The sequence below is a fragment of the Shimia haliotis genome (assembly GCF_900114415.1).
GTDB lineage: Bacteria > Pseudomonadota > Alphaproteobacteria > Rhodobacterales > Rhodobacteraceae > Shimia > Shimia haliotis.
The window spans coordinates 1-26,018 of the sequence record NZ_FOSZ01000010.1; the positions used below are offsets into that span (position 1 = coordinate 1).

24 protein-coding genes and 1 riboswitch are annotated in these 26,018 nt (G+C 59.8%); of the genes, 13 read left to right on the forward strand and 11 right to left on the reverse strand.

From position 1 onward, the window contains the following. Positions 1-386 precede the first annotated feature (386 nt). Both BM069_RS17625 and BM069_RS17630 read left to right on the forward strand, forming a co-directional pair. Positions 387-1,526, forward strand: a complete 1,140-nt coding sequence (locus BM069_RS17625) for an efflux RND transporter periplasmic adaptor subunit (protein ID WP_093325672.1) — start codon at positions 387-389, stop codon at positions 1,524-1,526. Positions 1,527-1,562: 36 nt separating this feature from the next. After that, positions 1,563-4,703, forward strand: a complete 3,141-nt coding sequence (locus BM069_RS17630) for an efflux RND transporter permease subunit (RefSeq protein ID WP_093325675.1) — start codon at positions 1,563-1,565, stop codon at positions 4,701-4,703. A gap of 108 nt (positions 4,704-4,811) precedes the next feature. Here the strand turns inward: BM069_RS17630 and BM069_RS17635 are convergent, their stop codons facing one another. The 5 genes from BM069_RS17635 to bcoG form a co-directional block, all read right to left on the reverse strand. Continuing rightward, positions 4,812-5,522 (reverse strand): WbqC family protein, encoded by a 711-nt coding sequence (locus tag BM069_RS17635; protein ID WP_139216239.1) that lies wholly within the window; start codon positions 5,520-5,522, stop codon positions 4,812-4,814. A 107-nt stretch (positions 5,523-5,629) separates the two neighbouring features. After that, positions 5,630-6,391, reverse strand: a complete 762-nt coding sequence (locus BM069_RS17640) for an SDR family oxidoreductase (protein WP_093325679.1) — start codon at positions 6,389-6,391, stop codon at positions 5,630-5,632. Then, entirely contained in the window at positions 6,388-7,863 is a 1,476-nt protein-coding gene (locus BM069_RS17645; RefSeq protein ID WP_093325680.1) for a carnitine 3-dehydrogenase, read from the reverse strand. Before BM069_RS17645 ends, BM069_RS17640 begins: the two co-directional genes overlap by 4 nt. Before the next feature lie 26 nt (positions 7,864-7,889). Then, the gene (locus tag BM069_RS17650; protein WP_244503660.1) at positions 7,890-8,462 is read right to left on the reverse strand and encodes a lipocalin family protein; all 573 of its coding nucleotides are present in this window, start codon (positions 8,460-8,462) and stop codon (positions 7,890-7,892) included. A gap of 123 nt (positions 8,463-8,585) precedes the next feature. Continuing rightward, positions 8,586-9,500, reverse strand: coding sequence for a 3-dehydrocarnitine:acetyl-CoA trimethylamine transferase BcoG (gene bcoG, locus BM069_RS17655; protein ID WP_093325682.1), 915 nt, complete (start codon positions 9,498-9,500; stop codon positions 8,586-8,588). A gap of 74 nt (positions 9,501-9,574) precedes the next feature. On the opposite strand from bcoG, the gene BM069_RS17660 reads away from it, so the two are divergent. Beyond that, positions 9,575-10,552 carry a GlxA family transcriptional regulator gene (locus BM069_RS17660; protein ID WP_093325817.1) on the forward strand — a complete coding sequence of 326 codons (978 nt, stop codon included), beginning with the start codon at positions 9,575-9,577 and terminating at the stop codon, positions 10,550-10,552. A 44-nt stretch (positions 10,553-10,596) separates the two neighbouring features. Here the strand turns inward: BM069_RS17660 and BM069_RS17665 are convergent, their stop codons facing one another. The 5 genes from BM069_RS17665 to BM069_RS17685 form a co-directional block, all read right to left on the reverse strand. Then, positions 10,597-12,045, reverse strand: a complete 1,449-nt coding sequence (locus tag BM069_RS17665) for a cobyric acid synthase (protein WP_093325683.1) — start codon at positions 12,043-12,045, stop codon at positions 10,597-10,599. Position 12,046: 1 nt separating this feature from the next. Further along, positions 12,047-12,391 carry a Lin0512 family protein gene (locus tag BM069_RS17670; RefSeq protein WP_093325685.1) on the reverse strand — a complete coding sequence of 115 codons (345 nt, stop codon included), beginning with the start codon at positions 12,389-12,391 and terminating at the stop codon, positions 12,047-12,049. Further along, positions 12,388-12,735: a Lin0512 family protein gene (locus BM069_RS17675; protein ID WP_093325686.1), complete on the reverse strand. Its 348-nt coding sequence runs from the start codon at positions 12,733-12,735 to the stop codon at positions 12,388-12,390. The genes BM069_RS17670 and BM069_RS17675 overlap by 4 nt, the downstream gene beginning before the upstream one ends. Further along, positions 12,735-13,349, reverse strand: a complete 615-nt coding sequence (gene cobO / locus BM069_RS17680; protein ID WP_093325688.1) for a cob(I)yrinic acid a,c-diamide adenosyltransferase — start codon at positions 13,347-13,349, stop codon at positions 12,735-12,737. Before cobO ends, BM069_RS17675 begins: the two co-directional genes overlap by 1 nt. A gap of 94 nt (positions 13,350-13,443) precedes the next feature. After that, on the reverse strand, positions 13,444-14,598 hold the full coding sequence (locus tag BM069_RS17685) for an NnrS family protein (protein WP_093325689.1): 1,155 nt from the start codon (positions 14,596-14,598) through the stop codon (positions 13,444-13,446). 35 nt (positions 14,599-14,633) lie between these two features. Next, a riboswitch (cobalamin riboswitch) is annotated at positions 14,634-14,849 on the forward strand. Positions 14,850-14,927: 78 nt separating this feature from the next. Between BM069_RS17685 and BM069_RS17690 the strand changes: the two genes are divergently transcribed. Genes BM069_RS17690 through cobJ form a run of 7 tightly spaced genes read left to right on the forward strand, consistent with a single transcriptional unit; the run spans position 14,928 to position 22,896 of the window. Next, complete coding sequence (locus BM069_RS17690) at positions 14,928-15,311, forward strand: DUF1636 family protein (protein WP_093325691.1); 384 nt, start codon at positions 14,928-14,930, stop codon at positions 15,309-15,311. Continuing rightward, positions 15,308-16,345 carry a cobalamin biosynthesis protein CobW gene (cobW, locus tag BM069_RS17695; RefSeq protein WP_093325693.1) on the forward strand — a complete coding sequence of 346 codons (1,038 nt, stop codon included), beginning with the start codon at positions 15,308-15,310 and terminating at the stop codon, positions 16,343-16,345. Before BM069_RS17690 ends, cobW begins: the two co-directional genes overlap by 4 nt. Before the next feature lie 6 nt (positions 16,346-16,351). After that, a complete protein-coding gene (cobN, locus tag BM069_RS17700; protein ID WP_093325694.1) occupies positions 16,352-19,657 on the forward strand; it encodes a cobaltochelatase subunit CobN in 3,306 nt (1,101 codons plus the stop codon). Continuing rightward, the gene (locus BM069_RS17705; RefSeq protein WP_093325696.1) at positions 19,657-20,790 is read left to right on the forward strand and encodes a cobalamin biosynthesis protein CobG; all 1,134 of its coding nucleotides are present in this window, start codon (positions 19,657-19,659) and stop codon (positions 20,788-20,790) included. The genes cobN and BM069_RS17705 overlap by 1 nt, the downstream gene beginning before the upstream one ends. Further along, positions 20,790-21,419: a precorrin-8X methylmutase gene (locus tag BM069_RS17710; protein WP_093325697.1), complete on the forward strand. Its 630-nt coding sequence runs from the start codon at positions 20,790-20,792 to the stop codon at positions 21,417-21,419. Before BM069_RS17705 ends, BM069_RS17710 begins: the two co-directional genes overlap by 1 nt. Beyond that, on the forward strand, positions 21,416-22,147 hold the full coding sequence (cobI, locus tag BM069_RS17715) for a precorrin-2 C(20)-methyltransferase (protein WP_093325699.1): 732 nt from the start codon (positions 21,416-21,418) through the stop codon (positions 22,145-22,147). Before BM069_RS17710 ends, cobI begins: the two co-directional genes overlap by 4 nt. After that, positions 22,144-22,896 (forward strand): precorrin-3B C(17)-methyltransferase, encoded by a 753-nt coding sequence (gene cobJ / locus BM069_RS17720; protein WP_093325700.1) that lies wholly within the window; start codon positions 22,144-22,146, stop codon positions 22,894-22,896. Before cobI ends, cobJ begins: the two co-directional genes overlap by 4 nt. Positions 22,897-22,935: 39 nt before the next feature. Here the strand turns inward: cobJ and BM069_RS17725 are convergent, their stop codons facing one another. Further along, positions 22,936-23,670 (reverse strand): cobalt-precorrin-6A reductase, encoded by a 735-nt coding sequence (locus tag BM069_RS17725; RefSeq protein ID WP_170846787.1) that lies wholly within the window; start codon positions 23,668-23,670, stop codon positions 22,936-22,938. Between BM069_RS17725 and cbiE the strand changes: the two genes are divergently transcribed. From cbiE to cobM, 3 genes are read left to right on the forward strand one after another with little or no spacing between them, the layout of a single operon-like run. Continuing rightward, positions 23,669-24,865: a precorrin-6y C5,15-methyltransferase (decarboxylating) subunit CbiE gene (cbiE, locus tag BM069_RS17730; RefSeq protein ID WP_093325702.1), complete on the forward strand. Its 1,197-nt coding sequence runs from the start codon at positions 23,669-23,671 to the stop codon at positions 24,863-24,865. The two genes, BM069_RS17725 and cbiE, sit on opposite strands and share 2 nt — an antisense overlap. Next, on the forward strand, positions 24,862-25,227 hold the full coding sequence (locus BM069_RS17735) for a cobalamin biosynthesis protein (RefSeq protein WP_093325703.1): 366 nt from the start codon (positions 24,862-24,864) through the stop codon (positions 25,225-25,227). The genes cbiE and BM069_RS17735 overlap by 4 nt, the downstream gene beginning before the upstream one ends. Next, positions 25,224-26,018 carry a precorrin-4 C(11)-methyltransferase gene (cobM, locus tag BM069_RS17740; protein WP_093325705.1) on the forward strand — a complete coding sequence of 265 codons (795 nt, stop codon included), beginning with the start codon at positions 25,224-25,226 and terminating at the stop codon, positions 26,016-26,018. The genes BM069_RS17735 and cobM overlap by 4 nt, the downstream gene beginning before the upstream one ends.

Below are 26,018 nucleotides of genomic sequence, written 5' to 3' on the forward strand. Positions count from 1 at the left end.
AGCTTCTCCCTCGAGCAGGTCATGGACAAAATGACCAACACCGTGGGCGACTGATACCTGCAAAAAACTTCGCGACCCCAAAAAAGGGGTCGCGATTTTTCATCCATCCAAGTGTTTTCGTCTGACATAGCCGCTCGGTTGACCAAGTGTCACCCACCTGACCAGCGCCCCCTGATCACCGCGCCTGATCCACATCAGCCCCTCAGGACCGGCTCTCTTGCAAACGCTTTCCCGCACTTGGACCAAGTCAAAAACAGCTCCACATCGACGAATTTAAGATACGAACCGCGTTGTTCCTTCTCACGACCGTCCTCTTGTCAGGCGGAATTTCAGATCTATGCTGCGGGTAAGTCATTTTTCGTTGAATTGCTTTTAGGAGATCCAGAATGGGCCTCGCAAAGAAAACCCAACACCTGCTTACTGCTGCGTTTTACACAATAATTGCTTTTTCGCCACAGACCGGCATGGCGTCCTCTGAGGATGGGCCCGTCGTTCTGGTGCAACAAGTCAAAGCAGAAAGCATTTTTCCCTCATTTCAGCACCCTGCCAAGCTGGAAGCCATCAACACGGCAAGTGTGAGACCCCTTATCTCCGCCCAGATCACCGAGATTCACATCAACGCCGGTGAACATGTCAAAGCGGGTGATCTTCTGATTGAGTTGGACAAGACCGACTACAAGATCGCGCTGGCGGAAGCCGAGGCCAACCTGCTTCAGGCACAGGCCAACTCCGTAAAGGCGGTTGCCGATTTTGAACGCGCGGAACGCCTTGTCAGCCTTGAAACCATATCCGAACGGGATCTTGATTTCGCGCTGGCCAACAAAAACGTTGCCGAAGCACAGGTGAAGATTGCCGAGGCACGCCTGCAGCGCGCCCGCAAGAACCTTGACGACACCGTGGTCAAAGCCCCATTTGATGGGCGTATCAGCGCAGCAAAATACGCCAAGGGAGACCTTTTCCAGCCTGGCGATCCCACTCAGCCCGGTGCTGTGGCAGAGCTAGTCTCTCTTGACCCGATCTACGCCACTGGTCTTGTCGATCAGGCAAACTATTTTCAGTTTCTGGCCCGCCGGCTCAACCTCGAAAACGCCGGTGTGAGCATTCCGCCTCTGGAAATCGAATTGGTCTTGCCAGGGGGCACAACCTACCCTCTGACCGGTGTGTTCGAAAACTGGGACAACACCGCCATTGCCAGCACCGGCACAATTGCTGGTCGCGTGATATTTGAAAACCCCAAAGGTGTCCTACTGCCAGGAGAGAACGTGACAGTTCGCGGCTCTCTGATCGAAGCTGTCGATGCCATGCTCGTTCCGCAAAAAGCAATCAGCTTTGACCAGCAGGGCTACTATGTCTGGGTCGTTGGCGCGGATAACACCGTGAGCCGCCAGAACATCGAGATCGGTATTCGGGACGGTGGCGACTGGACAGTCCCAGTCGGTCTTGAAGAAGGCCAAACTGTTGTTGTGGAGGGCCTTCAGAAAGTACGCGAAGGCGCAACCGTTACACCGAAGCCGTATCAAGAGTGATCGGCATCAACAGCGATTTTGAGCGAGAGACCTTCCATGGGACCAGCATTTTTTATTAAACGACCCAAGTTTGCGTTCGTCATTTCCATTCTGATCACGCTGTTTGGCGCCCTGTCGCTTGTGGTGATGCCGGTGGACCAGTTCCCCGACATTTCTTCACCCAAAGTGGTGGTGCGCGCGCTGTACCCCGGCGCAAGCGCAGACACGGTGCTCAAGGCGGTTGGTGCGCCGATCGAGGATGAAGTAAACGGCGCAGAGGGCATGGTTTATATGTCTTCCAAGGCGGCCAGCGACGGCAGCTACACTTTGACTGTGACCTTCGAAATCGGCACAGACCCCGATCTCGCTCAGGTGGATGTGCAAAACAGGGTGGCGCTGGCCATTCCCACTCTTCCAGCCGAGGTGCGCCAACGCGGCGTCAAGGTTAAGAAACGCAACCCCGACATCCTCATGGTTGTGAACATCGTGTCCCCAGACGACCGGTTTGACAGGGTGTTTTTGTCCAACTTCGCCACGATCAACGTGGCCGGCGAACTGGCCCGCATCCCCGGCGTCGGCGAAGCCAGCATTATCGGCGCACTGGACTACGGTCTGCGCGCGTGGCTGGACCCGATCGAAATGTCCAACCGCAATATCTCTGTCACGGATGTGATTGCCGCACTCAAGGAACAGAACGTTCAGGCCGCCGTTGGCCAATTGGGCGCCGCACCAAGCCCTGATGAAACCCATTTCCAATACGTCCTGACGGCCAAAGGGCTTGTCGAAAACGAAGAGGACTTTGGCGACATTATCTTGCGGGCCAATGAAGCGGGCTCAGTGGTGCGTCTGCGCGATGTTGCGCGCATCGAATTGGGCTCCGAAGTCTACAAAGGCTATGGCGAATTCAACAACGGGCCGGGTGTTCTTTTGGCCATCTATAAGTTGGGCGAAGCCAACAGCCTAGAGGTTGCCGAACTTGTCAAACACAAGATGGAAGAACTGAAGCCTCTGTTCCCTGAAGGCGTCGATTATGTGGTAGGTCACGACACCACGTTGTTCATCGAAGCATCGCTGGAGGAAACCGTTCTGACCATGATCTTCACCATCGTTCTGGTGGTCTTGGTGACGTATCTCTTCCTTGGAACAGTTCGGGCCACCCTGATCCCGACCATTGCGGTTCCGGTCTCCATCATTGGTACGCTCGCGGTTCTATTTGCGGCGGGCATGACCATCAACACGGTCACGCTTTTTGCCTTGATCCTCGCGATTGCGATTGTTGTCGATGACGCGATCATTGTGGTCGAAAACGTCGAACGCATCATGCACGAGCAACCGGAACTGTCCGCGCCGGCAGCCACCAAGCTTGCCATGGAAGAAGTGACAGCCCCCATTGTTGCGACCTCAATGGTGCTGGTTGCCGTGTTCGGACCGACCTTGCTTTTGCCCGGGATCACCGGACGCATGTTCAGCCAGTTCGGCGCGACACTGACGGTGTCGGTGCTGATTTCCATGATCAACGCTCTGACCCTCAGCCCTGCCCTTGCCAGTGTTCTGATGACGCATGGCCACAAGCCCAATTTTGTCATTCGAGGCTTCAACAAGGGCTTTGACTTCGTCACCAAAGGTTACGTGGCTCTGGTCGATTTCCTATGCCGCAAGATCTGGGTCACTCTGCTTTTGGTCGTCGGCTTCATGGGGCTGCTTTATACCTTGTATGATCGCGTCCCCACGAGCTTTATCCCCAACGAAGACAAAGGCTTCTTCATCGTTGATGTGCAGCTTCCGGGTGGTGCGTCTTTGAACCGTACAGAGGTCATCATGGACCGCGTCACCGAAATGCTTGGCGAGGATGAGCACATTGAAAACGTGCTGTCTGTGAATGGCTACAGCCTTTTGAACACCGCGCTGCAATCCAACGCAGGCATGGTGATTGCGAAGCTCAAGCCGTGGCACGACCGCCGCTCGCCGGAATCTCATCAATTTGCGCTGCAACGCAAGTATCAGGCGAAATTCGCCGAGATGCCCGAAGCGCAGATGATCGTGTTCGGTGCACCGGCCATTCCGGGCCTTGGCGCCATCTCGGGCTTCAGCTTTGTGCTGCAAGACACCCAAGGTCGGCCTCCTGCCGAATTGAAGGCCACCATCGACGGTTTGATTGCCGAGGCAAACAGCTCCCCGCAAATCGCGCGCGCCTTCAGCACGTTCAAGACCGACAGCCCCCAACTCAAGCTTGAATTCGACCGTTTGCGGGCCAAAACTCTGGGCGTCAAGATCAGCGATGTTTTCCTGACCCTGCAAACCCAGCTTGGCGGGCTGTACGTCAACGACTTCAGCCTCTTTGGCCAGACCTATAAGGTCATGCTGCAAGCTGATGCCCCCTACCGGCAAAACGAAAAAGCGCTCAACGATCTCTATGTGCGCAACAACGTCGGCGAACTGGTGCCCCTCAGCACAGTGTTGCAGGTTGTCCCTGAGCTGGGACCGGACGTGATGTACCGCTACAACGGCTTCAACTCGGCCACTATCAATGGCGTGCCCAACCAGGCACAGGGTTTCAGCTCTGGCAACGCGATGGATCAGATGGAAACACTTGCCGCAGAGACCCTGCCGCCGGGCTATAAGTTCGAATGGACCGACTCCAGCTACGAGGAACGTGCCTCCGGAAATGCTGTGCCAATTGCACTGGCCTTATCTCTCGTCTTTACGTTCCTGTTCTTGGCAGCGCTCTATGAATCCTTCCTGACGCCGATCGCCGTTCTGATGTCAGTGCCATTCGCCATACTGGGCGCATTGGTTGCCCTGACCATCGCCAGTGAACCGCTTAGCCTTTATGGACAAATCGGCCTTCTGATGCTTTTGGCGCTCGCGGCCAAGACGGCCATTCTGATCGTCGAATTCGCCAAGCAACAACGCGAAACTGTCAAGCTGGACCTGCACGCCGCATCCATGAAGGCGGCGCGCCTGCGTTTCCGTCCGGTGATGATGACCGTGCTGGCCTTTGCGGTCGGGGTGTATCCGCTGGTGATTGCCTCCGGCGCGGGCTCCGCGGCGCGGTCGTCGCTGGGTATTGCAGTCTTTGGCGGCAGTATCGCAGCGGCGCTGTTTGGCTCGATCTTTGGTCCGGTGTTCTTCAAGATCATTCAGGGCCTCAGAGAGAAGCTGCACAAGGGACCGACAGGCCTCGAACCCGACAGCTAAGCGATCCAACAACACGGTCAGACCCGCCTCTCACAGCGCAGTTTGCCCCTCAGAACCCCACAAACGCCGGCGCACCCCCGCCGGCGTTTTTCTGTCCCGACACATGCCCTAGGACAACAGCGCGACGTCCCCCAACATAGTCCGCACCGTGGACAATTCGTTCCGCGCAAGCACGTTGAGAATAGAGTGTCCGGTGTCCTCGGCGGCCATGCGGGGCGCGCCTTCAACAAATCGCAGCGAGATGTTGTGCCTGTCAAATTCTGCCGCGTCATAAAGCGCGCGGCCACCCGCAGCATTCACGTATTCGGTTGCGCCGACCTCTCGGCAAAGCGCGATCAGATACGCGCTCGCCGTTTCCCTATCCCGCGGCGCAAGCTGGCTTGCTCGAATGACCGGTGTTGATATCGCAAGCGCCCCAAAGACCTCTGCCAGTCCGGCAAGGTTCACATCGACAAGACCGCGCGCAGGCTTAATCTCGGCCAAGGCCGGTGCCGCCACATCCATCATACCCTCAAACGCAGGCGCATCCCCAAGAGTCGCGTGCAACTGGTTCACAATCCGGCGCCCCCCACGGTCGGCATCCTGAGCCAGCCTGATATCTTTGATCAACGTGGTACGCGGTTGCAACGCCACCGGTACGGTCAGGTACCGTGGCCGCCCGTCGTGCAAGACCTGATTGCGGTTCACCCAACCGCGCCGGATGTATTGCACCGTGTCCAGAACAACAAAAAGATCAACGGCCGCCGCCATCTGAAAATATGGCAGGTGAGGAAAAAAATAAGGTTGCATGATCGCGACACGCATAGGTTCTTTGCTCACTCGCTCCAACTCGCCGACAGGATAGTGGAAGAGCGGCAAAGCCAAAACACCAAAGGCCGCCTATGTGGCCTTTGGTGCTTGCCTACACCCCGCAGCCGGATACTGCGCTAGACCTTTGGGTCGGGATTGACGGTGAACCCATCTACGGCAATCACCTGCCCGCTGACCAAACGCGCCTTGTCCGAGCACAGGAACGCCGCCATCTCACCGATATCGCGCCCTTCGACAAACGAACCCATCGCGGTGCCGGAGGCATAGCCGTTATAGACCGCGTCACGGGTCATACCCTTGGCCGCCGCCTCACGCTCCAACACACCTTCCATCCGCGGCCCCTCGACCGCGCCCGGACAAATCACGTTGGCGCGCACACCATAAGCCCCGAGTTCCATAGCCAGCGTTTTGGTCAACCCGATCACGGCCCATTTCGCCGCCGCATAAGGCGCACGATAAGGGTAGCCATACTGCCCCGCCGTCGAGGAGGTCACCACAATCGCCCCCCCGCCCTGCGCCTTCATCAGTGGCGCGGCATATTTGGCTGCCAGAAACGCTCCCTCAAGATTGACCGCCACACAGGCTTGCCAATCTTGCAATTTTATCTCCTCAACTGCCGCCGTGGGCCCTGCGATACCGGCATTTGCGCAAAGCGCATCGACACCGCCCCAGACCTCCAGAACCTCGCCAAACAAGGTTTTGACCGCCGCCTCATTGCTCACATCCACTTGCGACCGCATCCACGAGGACGGCGCGGCATCCAATGCCGCCGCGTCCATATCCGCGATCCAGATTTGCCAGCCATCGCGCGCAAACGACTCTGCCATCGCGCGCCCGACGCCGGATGCGCCCGCGGTGATCAGAACACGCCCGCTCATCGTGGCTGCCCCACATAGCGGCCAGCGCCTTCTGGCGCGGCCAAATGCGCCTGCGCCTCGGAGATCAACTTCAGGTTTGCGGCAATCTCGGGGCTAAACGGCGCGGGACGGCGTGTCTCAAGGCTCACATGGATGAGGATATGCTCCCCCGTCGCCAACAGAGAGTCACCCGCATACATTTCATGCCAGAGGTGCATTTTCTTGCCTTCTGCCATCAAAACCCGCGTGCGCACCTCAATGACCGATCCTAAATGGGTCTCGTCAATGTGGCGGATGTGGGTTTCCGCCGTAAAGAACGACCCGCCCGTAGCGATATAATCCTGATCGCAGCCGATGATCTCCATCAACCGGTCCGACGCATCGGCAAAGGCATGCAGGTAGCGGCTTTCGGTCATGTGTCCGTTGTAATCCAGCCAATCAATCGGCACCGCGCGGCGCACGGTGACAATCGGCTGGCTCGGGTCGGCAATGTCTGCCGCCCTACGCACCATGCCCGCCTCTGCCGACAACTTCACGTCATGCGCATTCAGCACCGCACCCGAGGCAAAATTCTGCGCCTTCAATGCGCGCATCATCGACACAAGGTTGTTGTCGCGAATGCGCTCCATCTCACGGATCGTCATGTGACCGGATTGCTGGTCCGACTGCCCCGCGATCAGCTCAACCAGCTCATCAGTGAACTCCGGCACATCCATCAACTTGGTCCACGGCCATTCCAGCGCGGGGCCAAACTGCGCCATGAAATGCTTCATGCCTGCTTCGCCGCCTGCCACGCGATAGGTGTCAAACAGCCCCATCTGCGCCCAGCGGATGCCAAATCCCATGCGGATGGCCTCGTCAATCTCCTCAGTCGTCGCAATGCCGTCTTTCACCAGCCACAGCGCCTCGCGCCACACCGCCTCAAGGAAACGGTCGGCGATATGCGCATCGATCTCTTTGCGCACATGCAACGGGAACATGCCCACGCCCTTGAGCGTCGCCTTGGCCCGTTCAATCACCTCTGCAGGGTTTTTGTCGGTTGGCACCAACTCCACTAAAGGCATCAGGTAGACCGGATTGAACGGATGCGTGACCACGATCTGTTCGGGACGCACGGTGCCTTCTTGCAATTCGCTTGGTTTGAAACCGCTGGTCGAGCTGCCCAGAATGGCGTCGGCCGCACAATGCTCCTGAAGGCTTGCATACACCTTCTGCTTCAGATCGAGCCGTTCCGGCACGCTTTCCTGGATCCACTCCGCGCCCTCAACGGCCTCGGCGATTGTCTCGTGAAAGGACAACGTGCCTACTGCCGGCATTGCCGTGTCACTCAGCCCCGGCAAGCTTGCTCGCGCGTTGTCGATCACTTCGCCGATCTTGCGCTGTGCTTCGGGGTCGGGGTCAAACACCCGCACGTCCCAACCGTTCAATAGGAATCGCGCGGCCCATCCACCCCCGATTACGCCACCGCCGATGATCGCTGCTGTTTTGCTCACGCTTGTCTCCCGTCGTGTGTATTTGATCAACCTGGCGGTTGTGCCACGTTGTAAAGTTTGCTGGCGTCATAGCCATTTTTTGTCAGAGCAGCCTCCGCAGCCGCACGTTGTTCTTTTGAAATCTTCGGGCTACGCGCCAAGATCCAGCCGGTCTTGCCAGACGGATTGCCGATCGCTACCACCGAGTAAGCCTCATCAATCCACAACACCCAATAATCACCTCGGGCAAACGGCAACCACGGCACAAATGTCACCTTCAACTTGCCGCCTTCGACAACCCAGGCCTCCCCTTCCGCCGAATTGGCCGGCCCCGACGGGCCGCCTTCTCGACAGGTGTTTAGCACCGAAACCTTTCCGTCATCGCGCAAGGCGTATTCGGCAGTCACCCCTTCGCAGCCTTTTTCGAACCGGTTGGGAAATCTTGCGATCTCGTGCCATTTGCCTAGGTATCGGTCCAGATCCAGCGTCTCGACCGCGGTGATCTCGACACTGCGATCGCGATAGCGTTCGGCAGTCGCGGTGGTTGTCGTTCCCAGAGTGGCAATGGCCGCCAAGGCGAACGCAAACATCTGATTTCGGCGCATGGGGGTTCCTTTCATCATGCTCTCCTTCTCAGGTCTCTACGAACGCCTCTGCTTTCAAGGCCAAATCCATTCCGAAATCCGCACCGACGCGATACCGACGTAATACCGACGCGATACAGCCCGTCTTTTTGGCTCCTTTTACGCCCCTTTCGGCGCGCGCTTCGTCAGGCCAAGTTTCTCGCGCACTTCAGCCGGTCCAATCACCCGCGCGCCCATGTTTTCGATGATGGTGCCGGCACGTTCCACCAGTTGCCAATTCTCAGCCAGCACGCCTTTGTCGAGCCACAGGTTGTCCTCAAGGCCCACCCGCACATTGCCGCCCGCGAGCACCGAAGCCCCCACATAGGCCATCTGATGTCGGCCCAAAGCAAAAGCGGAGAACGTCCACTCGTCCGGCACATTGTTGACCATCGCCATAAAGGTATTGAGGTCATCCGGCGCGCCCCACGGCACCCCCATGCAAAGCTGAACAAGTGCATCGGCCTCCAGAATGCCCTCTTTGACCAACTGCTTGGCAAACCAGAGGTGACCGGTGTCAAAGGCTTCGATCTCGGGCTTAACTCCCAGATCCGTCATCATTTTTCCCATCGCCCGCAACATGCCCGGCGTGTTGGTCATCACATAGTCAGCCTCGGCAAAGTTCATTGTGCCGCAATCCAGCGTACAGATTTCCGGCAGACATTCCGCCACATGCGCGACCCGTTCGGTGGCTCCGACCATGTCGGTTCCGGCAGCGGTCGGAAGCGGTGCTTCCACCCCGCCAAACACAATATCACCGCCCATGCCGGCGGTCAGGTTCAGAACCATATCCACTTCGGCATCCCGAATGCGGTCGGTCACTTCGCGGTAAAAGGCCAGATCCCGCGACGGAGCGCCGGTCTCCGGATCCCGCACATGACAGTGCACGACCGCGGCGCCCGCTTTGGCGGCTGCGATCGCACTGTTTGCAATTTGCTCAGGGCTGCGCGGTACATGAGGACTACGATCCTGCGTCCCGCCCGATCCGGTTACGGCGCAGGTGATGAAAACCTCGCGGTTCATTTCCAAGGGCATGGCGATTCCTCCAACTGATTTGCCCCAAGCCTAACGCGCTTGCGCCAATGCACTTTGCAATTTACGAAGTTTACATGACAAAATTCGAAGAAACCGGCATTTTTCGCCCCAACCCAAACGCGCTCAACACGGCCATCCTCGTGCTGGATGACTGTAACACGCTCAGCTTTGCCGCCGCAGTCGACCCCATGCGCGCTGCCAACCGACGGGCAGCAAAACCCTTGTTCAACTGGACGTTTTATACCGCAAATGGCCACCCTGCCGCCCTCACCAGCGGCCTTGAAATCACGGGATCTGCGATTTCTAAACTGGTGGCCTGCGATTTGCTTTTGGTCGTGGCTGGCTTTCGATTGGAAGAGCACGCCACGCCCTCGCTTCTCGCCTCATTGCGGCGCATCGCCCGGCAAGGGACCACCATCGCGGGCATTGATGGCGGCCCTTGGCTGCTGGCGCGCGCGGGCCTACTGGACGGTGAAACCGCTACCACTCACTGGGAAGATCTAGAGGAATTTGCGACACGTTTTCCGCAGGTTAACACCCGCAGAGACCGGTTTTGCGTGTCCGACCGATTTGCCACATCAGGGGGCGCGGCGCCTTGCATCGACATGATGCTTCACCTGATCGCAACCCGTTTCGGAGAGCCCCTCGCCCGCCGTGTTGGCGGCGCGTTTCTTTACGACCCGTTGCCAGCCGGAAGCCAAACCCTGACCTCAGCCCCGCGCAAGGTTCGCCGGAATCCGCGACTCGCCCGCGCTCTGGAACATATGGAGGCCACGCTTTCCGACCCTCTGCCAATTCCACAGATTGCGGCGCACGTAGGCCTTTCGTTGCGCGCTCTGGAACTGAGGTTCCAGGCACACCTCGGCCAATCCCCTAAAGCCGCGTATTTGCAGATGCGCCTCGAAGAAGCTCTCCGCCTTGCCACCGACACCTCGCTGCCCGTGCGCGATATCGCACTGGCCACAGGGTTCAATGCGCCGGCCACTTTCGCACGCGCGTTCAAATCCGCGCATGGTCAATCCGTGCGAGACCTCCGCGCACAAAGCGCCTAACGCCTTAATCCCACAAAAAATTCTCCTGCCAGTGGCAAACATCTCTAACGCGCCACCGCCAGCAATGCGTCCACATCAAGGTGCGCTTCAACATGATCCGCCAACCGATCCAACACGGCCTCGACCGTGGCGTCGTAGCCTTCATTCCCGACCGTCGCCCCCAACGCCGTCAACCAAGCCCGCCGAAACCCATCATCGCGGAACATCCCGTGCAGGTAACTGCCACTAACCCGCCCGTCGCCAGACACAGCGCCCTCATCGCGCCCGTCAACCTGCGCAAACGGCTTGGCTCGATCGTCGCCATCCGTTCGTCCGATGTGAATTTCATACCCGCGAAACGCCTGCCCTGAGGTCACATGAACCGCCGTGGTTTCGGTCAACCGCTTGTCCGGTGTCATCACCGTTTCCACATCCAACAGCCCAAGGCCTTCGGTATCACCCGCTTGCCCTTCAATGCCTTCAGGGTCACGCACCCACCGCCCAAGCATTTGATATCCGCCGCAAATTCCCAGAACATGCCCGCCACGTCGCACATGCGCGGCAAGGTCTACGTCCCAGCCCTGATCGCGCAGAAACGCCAGATCACCGCGCGTGGATTTGCTGCCAGGGATAATCACAACGTCGGTGTCGCCCGCAATCGGCTCGCCCGCACGCAACATGGTCAACGACACGCCGGGCTCTTGCGCCAAGGGATCCAGATCGTCAAAATTGGCGATCCGCGACAAACCAAGGCAAACGATCTTGAGACCGCCTTCCCGCTCTGCGTTCTTGATGTCCAAAGCGTCTTCTGCGGGGAGTTTCCACGCCTCGCCAAAATACGGCAACACGCCAAAACCGGCCCATCCGGTCGTTTCTTTTATCAAGTCGTAACCGTCATCAAACAGGCTGGGATCTCCACGGAATTTGTTCACCAGAAATCCGGCAACCAATGCGGCGTCTTCTTCCGAAATCACCGCCTGCGTGCCAACGATCTGGGCGATGACTCCGCCTCGGTCGATGTCGCCAGCCAGAATGACCGGCACATCTGCCGCCTGCGCAAAACCCATGTTGGCAATATCACCCGCGCGCAGATTGACCTCTGCCGGACTTCCCGCTCCCTCGACGATCACCAAATCGCTTTGTGATTTCAGCCTGTTAAAACTTTCTAGAACAGCCTCCATCAAAGTCGGCTTGAGCTTGCTATATTCCCGAGCTTTGACCGTGGTCAGGCGCTTACCCTGCACCACAACCTGCGATCCCACATCGGTTTCAGGCTTCAAAAGCACGGGGTTCATATCGACCGTCAACGCCTTACGGCAAGCCAGAGCCTGCAAGGCCTGTGCGCGCCCGATCTCGCCCCCATCCGAGGTCACGGCGGCATTGTTTGACATATTCTGCGGCTTGAACGGCGCCACGGACAGGCCCCTCCGCGCCGCTGCGCGACACAGACCTGCCACCAACATCGACTTCCCAACGTTGGAGCCCGTGCCCTGAATCATCAGCGCTTTGGTCATCTCACACCTGTTTGGGCAAAAATGCCTCGACCGCCGCGGATGCGATCACAAGCACGTTGCCGTCGTCAGGGTTGGTCACATTCAAACCGCCGAACACGGCTTTCACTTCGGCCCGCCCACGCGGCAGCTTTTGGGCCAGAGCGTCGCAATCCACCTTCTCCGGTTCCTGCACACCGACAGTCACCTGCACCCGCATTTCTTTCGGGTCTTTGCCCAGCGCGGTAAACATCGGGATCGCGGAATGGCGGATCGCATCCTCGATCGCGCGGGCTGCGGCCTTGGTATAGTCCCGCCCGTATTGGTCATTGCCCATGCCCATTTCAATGATGAACCGTTGATCAATCATGCGGCGGCCTCCACATCCAGAGCCACCGAAATAGCCACATTGGCGATCACTGTCGGATTGCCATCGGGGCGCGGCACATTCAGCCCGCCTTTCACTGCCTTTACAGTGACTTGGCCATAGGGGAAGATCGCCGCGATCACGTCTGCGTCCACCATTTCTGGCTGCTGCACCGCGACCTCAACCGTGATGATCATCTCGGATTTGTCTTTGCCAAACAATTCGGCAAGGTTGATCGAATTGTGCCACAACGCGTCTTTCGCTGCGCGGCTCGCGGCCTCTGTATAGTCCTGCCGCCTCAGTGATGAACCCATTCCAAATTCCGTCAGCAAACGCTTGAGTGCCATCAGAACTCCACCCCCGCTTGCGCTTTGATCCCGTCACGGAACGGATGTTTGAGCAGGGTCATTTCTGTGACCAAATCCGCAGCTTCAATCAGTTCCGGCTTGGCATTGCGCCCCGTCAAAAGAACATGCGTCATCTCCGGCTTCTCACTCAGCAGGAAATCCACCACGTCATCAATGTCGAGGTAATCATTGCGCAGGGCGATGTTGATTTCATCGAGCATCACAAACCGGTTGGCCGGATCACGGATCAACTCCTTGGCCAATTCCCAGCCCGCTTGAGCCTTGGCAATGTCGCGTTCGCGGTCCTGAGTTTCCCAGGTAAAGCCTTCGCCGCTGACGTGAAATTTCACCTCATCCGCGAAATGCTCCTCCAGAAAGGCCCGCTCCCCTGTTGCCATCGCGCCTTTGATAAACTGCACAACAGCCACCGGCATTTCATGGGCTATGCAGCGCATGATCATACCAAAACCGGACGACGACTTACCCTTTCCTGGGCCGGTGTGAACAATAATCAGCCCCTTTTCTTCGGTCTTCGTCGCCATCAAGCGATCCCGTGCCGCTTTGATTTTCTTCATTTTTTCGGTGTGTCGGGCGTTGTGGTCAAGGTCGGACATGGGGCCTCACAGGTCTCGGGTTTGGAGCGCAGACAACCATAGCCCCTCAAAAGGCGCAAGCCGCTGAGCGACCCTAAAAGCAGGGATCGCGGCGTTACCCTTGAATGTGCCGCGCACCGCTAAAGACGGGCCTTGGCACCGGTCCAGACATGCCGCCCGCAAACAACATCACGTAAATCACCCATCCGACGCACCAGAAAGCAGCCGCTATATCCACCTGCCCCAAAAGCCGCGCTACTGTGGCGCAAAAAACCAACGCAAAAGCCAACCCAGTGCCGCGTCGTGCCCGTAACCCCTGTGGCGTGCGCTGCGCAACGGAGCGCACCGACACCGCAAGGATCAATCCGCCCATCGCCCCCATCAGCAGAGCATGCACAGCCTGCGCCGCCGACACCTCATGCCCAAGCAAAGCCAGCGCCCAAAGGACCAATCCTATCGGCAGCCAAAAATAGCCAATAACCAACATGGCCAAAAGGGGATCACCCCAAGCCGCCCGCAGGTGCCAGCGCGACATCCGCAGCGCAATCAGCCCAACGGCAAGAGCCAGCAAGGCACCTGCAGAACCGGCCCGATCCGTCCATATTCCGGCAATCGCCAAACCCATCAAACCGACCGCGATCCCTGATAGGTACTTCGGATCGCGTGTCCGATCAGTCGCGGCCACATCTCGGCCGCGCGCCAGAAACGCGGGCACGATTTGCCCACCGACGACGATCAACAATGCAGAGAAGGCCACAACTGGCAGGGCGATGGCAAAAGACGGCACGCCCTCCCCCAACATGGCCGCGCTCCATGAAAAAGACCCCAAACCCGCGCCAAGCACAAAAAGAATAAACCCGACGCGCCAGGCTTTCTGGCCCCGATAGGCCTCAAAGGCCAGAACCGATGCCAGCCATAAAAAATAGGCCCCAGTCACAAACGCCGCGCCCTCAAAGGCCGCAAAATGGCAAAGCCGCGCCGCGCACCAAAGACCCGCGAGTATGGCGACCGGCCAACCGTTCACGGGCGCACGTCCGGTCCAGCTTGGACATGCGGTCCAGAGGTAGCCACCCAGCACCGCCCCCGCAAACCCAAAGGTCATCTCGTGAACGTGCCACTCCAAAGTCGCGACGGGAATCGCCCCCCATTGCCAGAGCGCCACACAAAGCGCCGCCCAAAGCCCTGCAAGCGGGAACATAATGCGATAAGATGCGGCCCAAAGGCCGGTTTTGGGCCAAACCCTGTCGGAACTGTTCTGAGAGGTGGTCAAGGGCGCGACTCTTGCTTGACAAAGGGGGGGTGCCTGCCTCAGTTGGGCTGGCTGGTGCCTGTTGTATGACAGGTGAATAGGGAATGCGACACCGGGGTCGGCAAGACACCGCAAGCGCAGCCGCCCCCGCGACCGTGACCGGAGAGGTTCGCCAGAGCCACTGGGCAAAGCCCGGGAAGGCAGGCTAACCGAACGAGCGACCTGCTCGGAGATCCGCAAGCCGGGAGACCTGCCAGCGCCAAAGACATGAACCGGACGGGGTGTTTCCGGTGTCGGGCTGTCCGTCGGATTCCCGCGCTTTCCCCGTCCCCCAGGAGGGACCGAAATCTATGACTGACGCCACTGCGCCTGTCGAATTGCTTGTCTGCACCAGCTGTCGTGCCGGCATGCCCACCGATATCGAAGGCCCCCGCCCGGGCACACAGCTTTTTGACGCTCTCAACGCCTCTGATCTGCCCGACAACGTGACGCTTAAAGGCGTAGAGTGTTTTTCCAATTGCGACCATGGCTGTTCGATCACCATTCGCGGCGGCGCAGAGCGCTGGACATACGTCTATGGAAACTTCACAGGCTCTGAGGACGCTGACCTTGTCGCCGAAGGTGTCACCAAATACGCCGCGACCGCGGACGGCCTTGTACCGTGGCGGGACCGCTCTATCCACTTCCGTAAAAACTGCATTGCGCGCATTCCCCCACTGGAGATCCCCGAATGACCCCCCTTGAGAAACTGCCCGTCACCGTCATCACCGGCTTTCTGGGTTCCGGCAAAACCACACTGGTACGCAATCTGATGCAGAACCCACAGGGCAAGCGTCTGGCCGTTATCGTTAACGAATTTGGCGATGTAGGCGTAGATGGGGAAATCCTGAAATCCTGCGCTATCCCTGACTGTCCTGCCGAGAACATTCTCGAGCTGGCCAACGGCTGCATCTGTTGCACCGTAGCGGATGATTTCATTCCGACGATCGAAGCGCTGATGAAGCTGGACCCGCGCCCAGAGCACATCCTGATCGAAACCTCCGGTCTTGCCTTGCCCAAACCCTTGCTCAAAGCGTTTGACTGGCCAGATATCCGCTCCAAGATCACCGTGGATGGCGTGATCGCGCTCGCCGATGCCGAAGCCGTGGCTGATGGCCGTTTTGCCCCCAATGTGGCCGCCGTCGACGCCCAGCGCGAGGCTGACGTAGGACTGGACCACGAGACCCCGCTTTCCGAGGTGTTTGAAGATCAAATCAGCTGTGCCGACATTGTGTTGCTGACCAAACCTGACCTTGCCGGCCCCGAAGGTGTGGCCAAGGCCCGCGACATTGTTCTGGCAGAAGCACCGCGCCCGTTGCCTGTTGTCGAGGTTGCGGAAGGTGAAGTTGATCCACGCGTCATCTTGGGTCTTGAGGCCGCCGCCGAAGACGACATGGACGCCCGCCCGAGCCACCACGACGGGCATCACGATCACGAGCATGACGATTTCGAAAGCGTTGTGATCGACGTGCCCGAGCAATCCGACCCGGCGGCTTTTGCGGCCAAGATCGAAAAAATGGCCAAGGATCTCAATATCCTGCGGGTCAAAGGCTATGCAGCGGTTGAAGGCAAACCCATGCGTCTGTTGGTTCAGGCCGTTGGCGCGCGCGTGCGTCATCAATTTGACCGTCCCTGGAAGCCGGAAGAAGGCCGTCGCGGTCGTATGGTCGTGATTGCGGAACATGACGACGTAAACGTCGATGCCATCCGCGCGGCATTGCTAGACTAAACGCCCATGCACGTCGTTTTCCGCGAAAGCCATGGCCTCGATGAGGCCGATACCCCGATCGACCTGGGTCAATCCCCGGCCGATCTTGTGGTGCTGTCCTTTAGCGACAGCGACTTGGGGGCTTTCGCGGCAGGCTGGCACCGAGCCAAAGGCGACCTGCCAACGCTGCGGTTGGCCAATCTCGCCGCGCTCAAACATCCGCTGTCTGTGGACACATATGTTGAACAAACGCTGTCCGGTGCAAAGGCAATCCTGATCCGACTGATCGGCGGCATTTCCTATTGGCAGTATGGCATCCAACAGCTTCAGGCGCTCGCCGCGGAGAAGGGCATTGCGCTGGCGGTCCTGCCGGCGGACGGGCGACCGGACGAACGGCTCGACGAAGTCTCGACATTGCCTGCCTCAACCCTGCACCGCCTGACGCACCTTTGTGACACAGGCGGCGCAATTGCGGCTCAGGCGGCTTTGGCGCAACTTGCCTTGGCCGCAGGGCTGTATGCGCGTCCGGTGCCGGGCTCAAAGGCCCTGCCGGATCATGGCGGCTGGACTCCGGAAACCGGCTTGACCGATGCACAGGCCAACCGCGACCCTTCCAAACCGCTCATCGCGCTTACGTTCTACCGCGCCTATGTCAGCGCCGCCGACACAGCGCCGATCGAGGCCATGTTTGACGAATTCCGAGGCCGCGGTTTTGATGTTATCGGACTTTTTGCGCCCTCGCTCAAAGTGCCTGCATCGGCAAAGTGGCTTGCCGAAACGCTCACCGCCCTGTCTCCGGCGGCCATTGTCAACGCCACCTCTTTCTCCGGCAAAGGCGACAACGGCACCTCACCGCTTGACACAACAGATGCCCCCGTCTTTCAGGTGGCACTCGCCACCTCACGTCAAAAGGCATGGGCCGAGTCCGAGCGCGGTCTTGCGCCTGCTGACCTTGCGATGCATGTCGTCCTGCCCGAAGTTGATGGCCGCCTGTTTGCCGGTGTCAGCTCTTTCAAAGAGCCCGGCAAAAAGGACGCAGAACTCGAGTATTCCCGCTTTGCCCACCGCGCAGTATCAGAGCGCATCGCGGCAATCGCTGACAAAGTCGAAAGCTGGGTATGCCTTGGCACCAAGTCAAACGCTGAAAAACGTGTTGCTTGCGTCCTAAGCACCTATCCCGGCAAAGACTGGAATATGGCACATGCGGTGGGGTTGGACCCGCTGGCGTCGGTTGAGGCCGTGTTGGAAGACTTGGCAACCGCAGGTTTTGACACAAAAGCGCCGGAACCGAATGGTAGCGCGCTCCACGGCAACCTTGGCGAAACCCTTCTGACCGAAACGCTGACTTGGCCGCTAGAGGATTATCAATCGGCCCTGACGACGTTACCGCAAGATCTGCAAGGCGACCTCTATGACGTTTGGGGCGCGCCCCAGGACGACCCTTGTTGCGCAGAGGGCGCCTTTGCCTTCAGGTCAGTGCGATCGGGCAACGTCCTGATCGCACTTCAGCCGGAGCGCGGTTCAGACCAGTTACGCGACGATGAATACCACGATCTTTCCCGCACCCCACGCCACAGCTATGTCGCCTTCTATCTCTGGTTGCGGCACACCCTAAAAGCAGACGCGCTAATTCACGTCGGCGCCCACGGCACGCTAGAATGGCTGCCTGGGAAATCCGTAGCTCTCTCAGACTCCTGCTGGCCCGAAGCGCTGATCGGCGATGTGCCGGTGATCTATCCGTTTATCGTGAACGACCCCGGCGAAGCGGCGCAGGCCAAACGTCGGATCAATGCGCTCACGCTTGGTCACGTCCCGCCCCCGCTCAAAGCCTCCGCCGCGCCGCAACGGTTCGCGCGTCTGGAGACCATTTTGGACGAATTTTCCAATGCGGACGGACTGGACCCCAAACGTCGCGATCGCCTGCAATCCGACATTCGCGACGAGGCCGAAGCGCTTGGTTTGCAAACGGAATTGGGGTTGGATGCCGCCACCACTCTTGCTGAGGCCATCACCCGCATCGACACATTTGTATGCGACATCAAAGAAAGCCAGTTTGGCGACGGGTTGCACATTTTTGGCCGAGCCCCCGCCGCCATGGGCAATTTTGATGCCACGCCGTCAGCCCAAGCCGAACGCGACGCCTTGATCCGCGCGCTCAACGGTAAACGCATCGAGGCCGGCCCTTCCGGCTCGCCATACCGCGGGCGCCACGATGTGCTGCCAACCGGCCGCAATCTTTATACCACCGATCCACGCTCGGTTCCGTCACGATCCGCCTATGCCCAAGGCGTGAAACTGGCCGAAGAACTGGTGCGCCGCCATCTCCAAGAAGAAGGCGACTACCCGAAGAACCTCATCGTTGACCTTTGGGGCTCCGCCACCATGCGCACGGCAGGCGAAGAGTTTGCGATGGCGCTGCACCTTTTGGGCGCAAAACCTGTGTGGGACGAAGGTTCCGAACGGGTTTCTGGTGTAGAAATTCTGCCAATCGCCATGCTCGAACGTCCACGCGTTGACGTCACCCTGCGCGTCTCCGGCCTCTTCCGCGACGTTTTCCCAACGCTGTCCACCTTGTTTGGGCAAGCGGTCAAAGCCTTGTCAGAACGTGACGAATCCGCCGATTGGAACCCGTTCGCAGGCCGCATCACCGCGCCGCGCGTCTATGGCCCTGCGCCTGGCAGCTATGGCCTTGGCATGGGGCATGAGATCGAAAACTATTCCGACGAAGGGCGCAAAGCAGCCGGCGAAGCATGGCTAAATGCGTCGTCCTATGCGCTGGATACCGGTGAGATCACCAAAGACGCCGACGGGATCCGCGCCCGCGTTGGGGCTGCAGACAGCTTTGTTCACCTGCAAGACTTGCCGGAAACCGACATCCTGATCGCCAGCGACTATGCCGCGCATGAGGCCGGTTTTGCCGCGGCTCAGGCCATTACCGGCGGTGAGGCCAATCTTTATCACGTCGACAACACCAATCCGGAAAAACCGCGGGCGCGCTCTTTGACGGAAGAAATTGCGCGTGTGGTGCATGCGCGGGCGACCAATCCTGACTGGCTTGCGGGCATGATGCGCCATGGCTTCCGCGGGGGCGCAGAAATAGCCGCCACGCTGGATCACATGGCCGCTTTCGCCAATCTCGCTGGAGCGGTGCCGCCACAGTTATTTGACGCCTATCACGATGCAACGCTTGGCAATGACGACATCATCGCCTTTCTTGAGCGCGAAAATCCGCAAGCCTTGGCCGCCATGCGCGGCCGGTTTGCGGCTTTGCACGATGCCGGCCTCTGGGCCACCCGCCGCAATTCCATCCTTGCCGAATTGGAGCGTCTCTGATGAGCCGCCCCGCCGCCAAGGGATGGTGCCCCGGCGCCTACAACCCGATGATGTCGGGTGACGGCCTGGTCGTGCGGGTGCGTCCGGTCATGGCGCGACTGACCCGCGAGCAAATACTGGGCCTGTGCAAAGCCGCTATTGAATACGGCTCAGGCCTGATTGACCTCACCAGCCGCGCCAACCTGCAAATCCGTGGGGTCGCTGAAACCGACCACCAAGGAGTACTGAACCGGCTTGCGGAGCTCGATCTGTTGCCAGACGATCCCGCGCTGGAAAGCCGTCGCAATGTCCTTGTGCCGCCTATGTGGGCCAAAGGGGATACCACCCACCAGATCGCGCTCACCTTGATTGACCGGCTGGCAGAGCTGCCTGAGTTGCCCGCGAAAATGGGTTTTGCCATCGACATTGATGGCGCACCGCAACTCTCTGACAACTCTGCCGATTTTCGACTCGAACACACGACCGACGGGGCATTGATCCTGCGCGCGGATGGCGCCTCCAGAGGGCGCCCTGTCACCGCCGACAGCGCAGTGGATGCGCTGATTGAAATGGCAGACTGGTTTGTCAAAACCGGCGGCACCGAAAACCGCCGCATGGCCCGCCATGTGATGTTGCACACCCTGCCAGCTGATTGGCAGGCTGCCCTGCCTGCCGCATCGGCACCGCGCCTATTCCCCGGCCAAACCCATCTTGGCACAGTCTTTGGCGCGGCCTTTGGCCAAGTCGAGGCCGACAAAATGATCGACCTGCTCACCGCTACCCACGCCACCGCCCTGCGCGTCACACCGTGGCGGCTCTTTCTGCTGGAGGGGACCGACGGGATGGACACGGCACATTTCATCACCGATGCCAAAGATCCTCTGCTAAGCGCAGACGCCTGCCCGGGCATGCCGCTTTGCACCTCCGCCACCGTTGAAACCAGACAGACCGCGCGCCGCCTTGCGCCGCAGACACGCGGACCGCTCCATGTCAGCGGTTGTGCCAAAGGCTGCGCCCGACCGCGCCCTTGTGCCACAACCCTCGTGGGCTGTGACGGTGCGTTTGATCTTGTTCGCAACGGCGCGCCATGGGATCAGCCCGTAAAAACCGGCCTCGCGCCTGACACCTTGTCTAAAGCTTTGGGAGAGCTTTGATGCCATATGAATATGAAAAAAACGGTCAGGCGATCTATGACGAGAGCTTTGCTACCATCCGCCGTGAGGCAGACCTTGCGGGCTTTGACAAAGACGAAGAGCAAGTCGCGGTGCGCATGATCCATGCAGCCGGCATGATCGGCCTTGAACAGCACGTCAAATTCAGCCCCGGAATGGTGGCCGCCGCCCGAACCGCCATGGAAAACGGCGCGCCGATTTTCTGTGACGCACGCATGGTCAGCGAAGGCGTCACACGCCCGCGCCTGCCCGCTGATAACGAGGTGATCTGCACCCTGCATGCTGACGGCATATATGAGCTTGCCAAAGAGATCGGCAACACACGCTCCGCCGCTGCACTCGAGCATTGGCGCGATCGTTTGGGCGGGGCCATCGTCGCAATCGGCAACGCCCCCACGGCGCTGTTTCATCTGCTTAACATGCTCGAAGACCCATCGTGTCCGCGCCCCGCGGCCATCATCGGCTGCCCCGTGGGATTTATCGGCGCGGCAGAAAGCAAGGACGCGCTTTGGGCCGACCAACCCGTTCCCTGCATGATCGTGGAGGGCCGCCTTGGCGGCTCCGCCATGACCGTGGCCGCCATCAACGCAATCGCGAGCCGTAAAGAATGACCCAAACAGGCACAATCCACGGCGTCGGCCTCGGCCCCGGTGATCCCGATCTGATGAGCGTGCGCGCGCATCGCTTGCTCAGCCGTGCGAAACACGTCGCCTTTTTCCGCAAGGCTGGCCGCAAAGGTCAGGCACGCCAGATCGTCGAAGATTTGCTGCCCGACAACGTAATCGAATTCCCGATGGAGTATCCGGTCACAACGGAAATCCCGCTTTCGGACCCGCGCTACAATCAGGCGCTGTCGACCTTTTATGAAGAGGTTACGCAACACCTGATCGCCTTGGCGCAGTCGGGTGACGATGTGGTGGTGCTCTGCGAGGGCGACCCGTTCTTTTATGGCTCTTTCATGCACCTTTATGCCCGCCTGCGCGACGTTGTGCCCGTGCAGGTGGTGCCGGCGATCACTGGCATGTCCGGCGCATGGACGGCAACCGAAGCGCCAATCACATGGGGCGACGACGTGTTGACCGTGCTGATGGCAACGCTGGATGAAGCTAAGCTCACGCACCACATTTCCGAAACCGATGCATTGGTCGTGATGAAAATCGGCAGCAATTTCGAAAAAGTCGTGCGCGCGTTAAAAACGGCAGGACGCTTTGACGACGCGTGGATCGTGCAATATGCCACGATGCCGAACCAAAACGTCATCAAACTCAGCGAGATGGTCGAAGACGTGACGCCTTACTTCTCAATCATTGTTGTACACGGACAGGGACGGCGGCCATGAGTGGTTGGGTCCAGATCGTTGGCATCGGTCCCGGGGATGACGCGCTGGTGACACCTCAGGTTCAAGCCGCTTTGGCAGAGGCCACCGATGCGGTTGGCTACATTCCTTATGTCGAACGCGTCGCGCAGAACCCCAACCTGACCCTCCATCCGTCCGACAACCGCGTGGAAATTGACCGCTCACAGCATGCGCTCGAGATGGCGTCAGAAGGCAAACGTGTGGTAGTGGTCTCCTCCGGCGATCCGGGTGTTTTTGCCATGGCCGCCGCCGTTTTCGAAGCCGTGGAGCATGGCAAGCCGGAATGGCGCAACCTGGACATCCGCGTGCTACCTGGCATCACGGCAATGCTGGCGGCTTCTGCCGCTTGCGGCGCGCCTTTGGGACACGATTTCTGCGCCATCAACCTCAGCGACAATCTCAAGCCCTGGGCCTTGATTGAAAAACGCCTGCGCCTCGCCGCAGAGGCGGATTTTGCAATGGCTTTTTATAATCCGCGCAGCAAATCCCGCCCAGAAGGCTTTGAAAAGGCGCTGGAAACGCTCAAGGCCGCCTGTGGCGACAACCGCCCGATGATCTTTGCCCGCAACGTGTCGCGTCCGGATCAGACAATCAAGATTGTACCGCTGCAAGAGACGACACCGGATATGGCGGACATGCGCACGGTTGTGCTGCTAGGCTCTAGCCAGACCCGCATCATCGAGCGCGAAGGCGCGCCGATGGTTTACACGCCACGGTCGGTGGCCAGCTAAATGCCGCTGCTTCGCGCCCAATCCACAGCGGGCCAAAGGCTAGGCTCTGATCCAGTCCAGAACCGCGCCCGCCGTTGCCATCTCCTTGCGGGGCGGCAATGGCGCGCGGTCGATCATCACAACCGGCAGACCCAACTCCCGCGCAGCGGTCAGTTTGGCCTCCGCCCCGACACCACCGCTGTTTTTGCAGACCACGACCTCAACGCCATACCGTTCCATCAGCGCGCGATCACCCGCCACATCAAACGGCCCGCGCGACACAACAACCGTGTGGTTTGGCACCGCGGGCGGGGCGTCAGGGTCATCCACCAGCCGCAAGACATAATGGTGCTGCGGCTGTGCCGCAAAGGCGGGCACGTTCTGCTTGCCCAGCGCCAACAACACACGTTTGGCCGGTCCTGCCAGCGCGGCAACAGCGCCTTCGACGTCCTCCACATGACGCCACTGATCCCCTGCCTGAGCCTGCCATGCCGGTCGGGAGAGAGCCACCAAAGAAACCCCTGCCTGATCGCAGGCATGATACGCGTTCCAGCTCATCTGCGCGGCGAAGGGATGCGTGGCATCAACAACGTGGCTGATGTTATGCTCCCCAAGGTAATGGATCAGACCGTCAACACCGCCAAAGCCACCCACCCGCGTGGGCAAAGGCTGCGCCTTGGGCGTGGCCACACGACCGGCATAGGAATACACGGCGTCCAGTCCCTGATCCGCAACCGCACGGGCCAGCATGCTGGCCTCGGTGGTGCCGCCAAGAATAAGGAGTTTGGGTGTCATGTCGTCTGATCCGTGGCTGACCATCGTCGGGTTGGGCGAAGATGGACCGGAAGGCCTGTCGCCCGCAAGCCGCAAAGCGCTTGAGGCCGCCGAGGTCGTCATGGGCGCTGCACGGCATCTTGCTCTACTGCCAAACCTTGATGCAGAAACCCTCGAATGGCCTGTACCTTTCGCGAACGGCATCCCAAAGCTGCTTGCTCTGAAGGGCCGCAAAACTGTTGTGCTCGCCTCGGGCGACCCGTTCTGGCATGGCGCTGGAACCAGCCTGACCAAGCATCTTGAAGCGAGCGAATGGCAAACGTTACCGGCTCCGTCCACCATGTCACTGGCCGCGGCCGCGCTTGGCTGGCCTCTGGAGGCCACACAGACCATGGGCTTGCATGCCGCGCCATTCGCGCGACTGCGACCACATCTGAGCCAAGGCCAACGCGCCATCGTCACACTACGCGACGGCGAGGCTGTTCCAGCCTTTGCCAAGTGGCTGGCCTCTGTCGGGTTTGGCGATAGCACCCTTTATGTGCTCGAAGCGCTCGGCGGCCCCCGCCAGCGCATCCGCAGCGTCAAAACCAATGCCATGTCCCTCAAGGACATCCAACATCCTGTTTCGGTTGCTATCGACATGGCTGGCGGGCCTGCCCTGTCCGCTGCATCCGGCCGCGACGACGCCTTCTTTGACAACGACGGCCAGATCACCAAACGCCCCGTCCGTGCCCTGACGCTTTCGGCCCTCGCCCCCCTGCCGGGCGAACACCTTTGGGACATTGGCGGCGGCTCGGGCTCGATTGCCATCGAATGGCTTCTGAGCCATCCGACCACCCAAGCCACAGCAATCGAGATAGACCCCACCCGCGCCGCGCGCATTGCCGAAAATGCGGCCAATCTGGGCGCGGATCGTCTTTCCGTGCTGACAGCCGAGGCGCCTGAGGGTCTGGACGGCCTGCCCGCGCCCGATGCCGTTTTCATCGGTGGCGGCGTCAGCGAGGCAATGTTGCAAACTGTGTGGTCGCTTATGCCCAAAGGCGCGCGCCTCGTTGCCAACGCCGTCACGCTTGAGGCCGAGGTTCTTTTGGCCACATGGCAGAGCCAAAAAGGCGGCGACCTCTTGCGTGTAGAATTGGCCCGTGCAAATCCCTTGGGCCGCAAACGGGGCTGGAAATCCAGCTATCCCATCGTGCAGTGGAGCGTAACCAAATGATCATCGCCGGATTCGGCTTTCGGGCCACCGCCACCTTGGACAGCCTGCGAAACGCCCTTGCGGCGACTGGCGAGGCCCAAATCAATGCCATCGCCACCCCATCGGACAAGGCGCAAAGCCAAATCCTCCAGGATATGGCTGCCGCGCTTTCCGTACCCGTGATTGAAATCGAACCCCCCGCCATGCACGACGCAGAAACTGCGACCAAATCGGCCAAAGTACAGGAAAAACGCGGCACAGGGTCTGTGGCTGAGGCCTGTGCTCTTGTCGCAGCTGGCCCTGACGCCACGCTCAAAGGTCCGCGCACCATATCCAACGACCGTCTCGCCACCTGCGCGATCGCATACGGAGCCCACACATGACTGTCCACTTTATCGGCGCGGGCCCCGGCGCTGCCGACCTTCTGACCCTGCGTGGCCGCGACCTGATCGCCGCCTGCCCAGTGTGCCTATACGCCGGCTCTCTGGTGCCTGACGCGATCCTGTCGCACTGCCCCGACGACGCCCGCGTCATTAACACAGCCCCGCTGGACCTCGACGCCATCGTGGCCGAATGCAAATCCGCCCATGACGCCGGACAGGACGTCGCCCGCCTGCACTCCGGCGACCTTTCGGTCTGGTCCGCGATGGGAGAGCAAATCCGTCGCCTCAAGGCCGAAGGCATTCCAGTTTCTGTCACCCCTGGCGTTCCAAGCTTTGCTGCCGCAGCCGCAGCCTTGCAAACCGAACTCACCCTACCCGGGCTGGCGCAATCGGTGATCCTGACCCGCACACCGGGTCGCGCGTCCACCATGCCCAAAGGCGAAACGCTGACCAATTTCGCAGCTACCGGTGCGACGCTGGCGATCCACCTCTCAATCGGCAACATTGATCAGGTCATAGCCGACTTGACACCAGGATATGGTGCGACCTGCCCCGTCGCCGTGGTTTACCGCGCCAGCTGGCCGGATCAACAGGTCATCCGCACCACGCTCGCGACGCTCAAGGATGACGTGACCGAAAACATCACCCGCACCGCCCTCATTCTTGTCGGCCCCGCGCTGGCCGGTGAGGGCTTTGAGGAAAGCTGCCTTTACGCCAGCGAATACGACCGCCGCTATCGCCCGCAAACCGCGGACAGCCCATGGTCCAGCTGGCAACACGGAGACGACTGA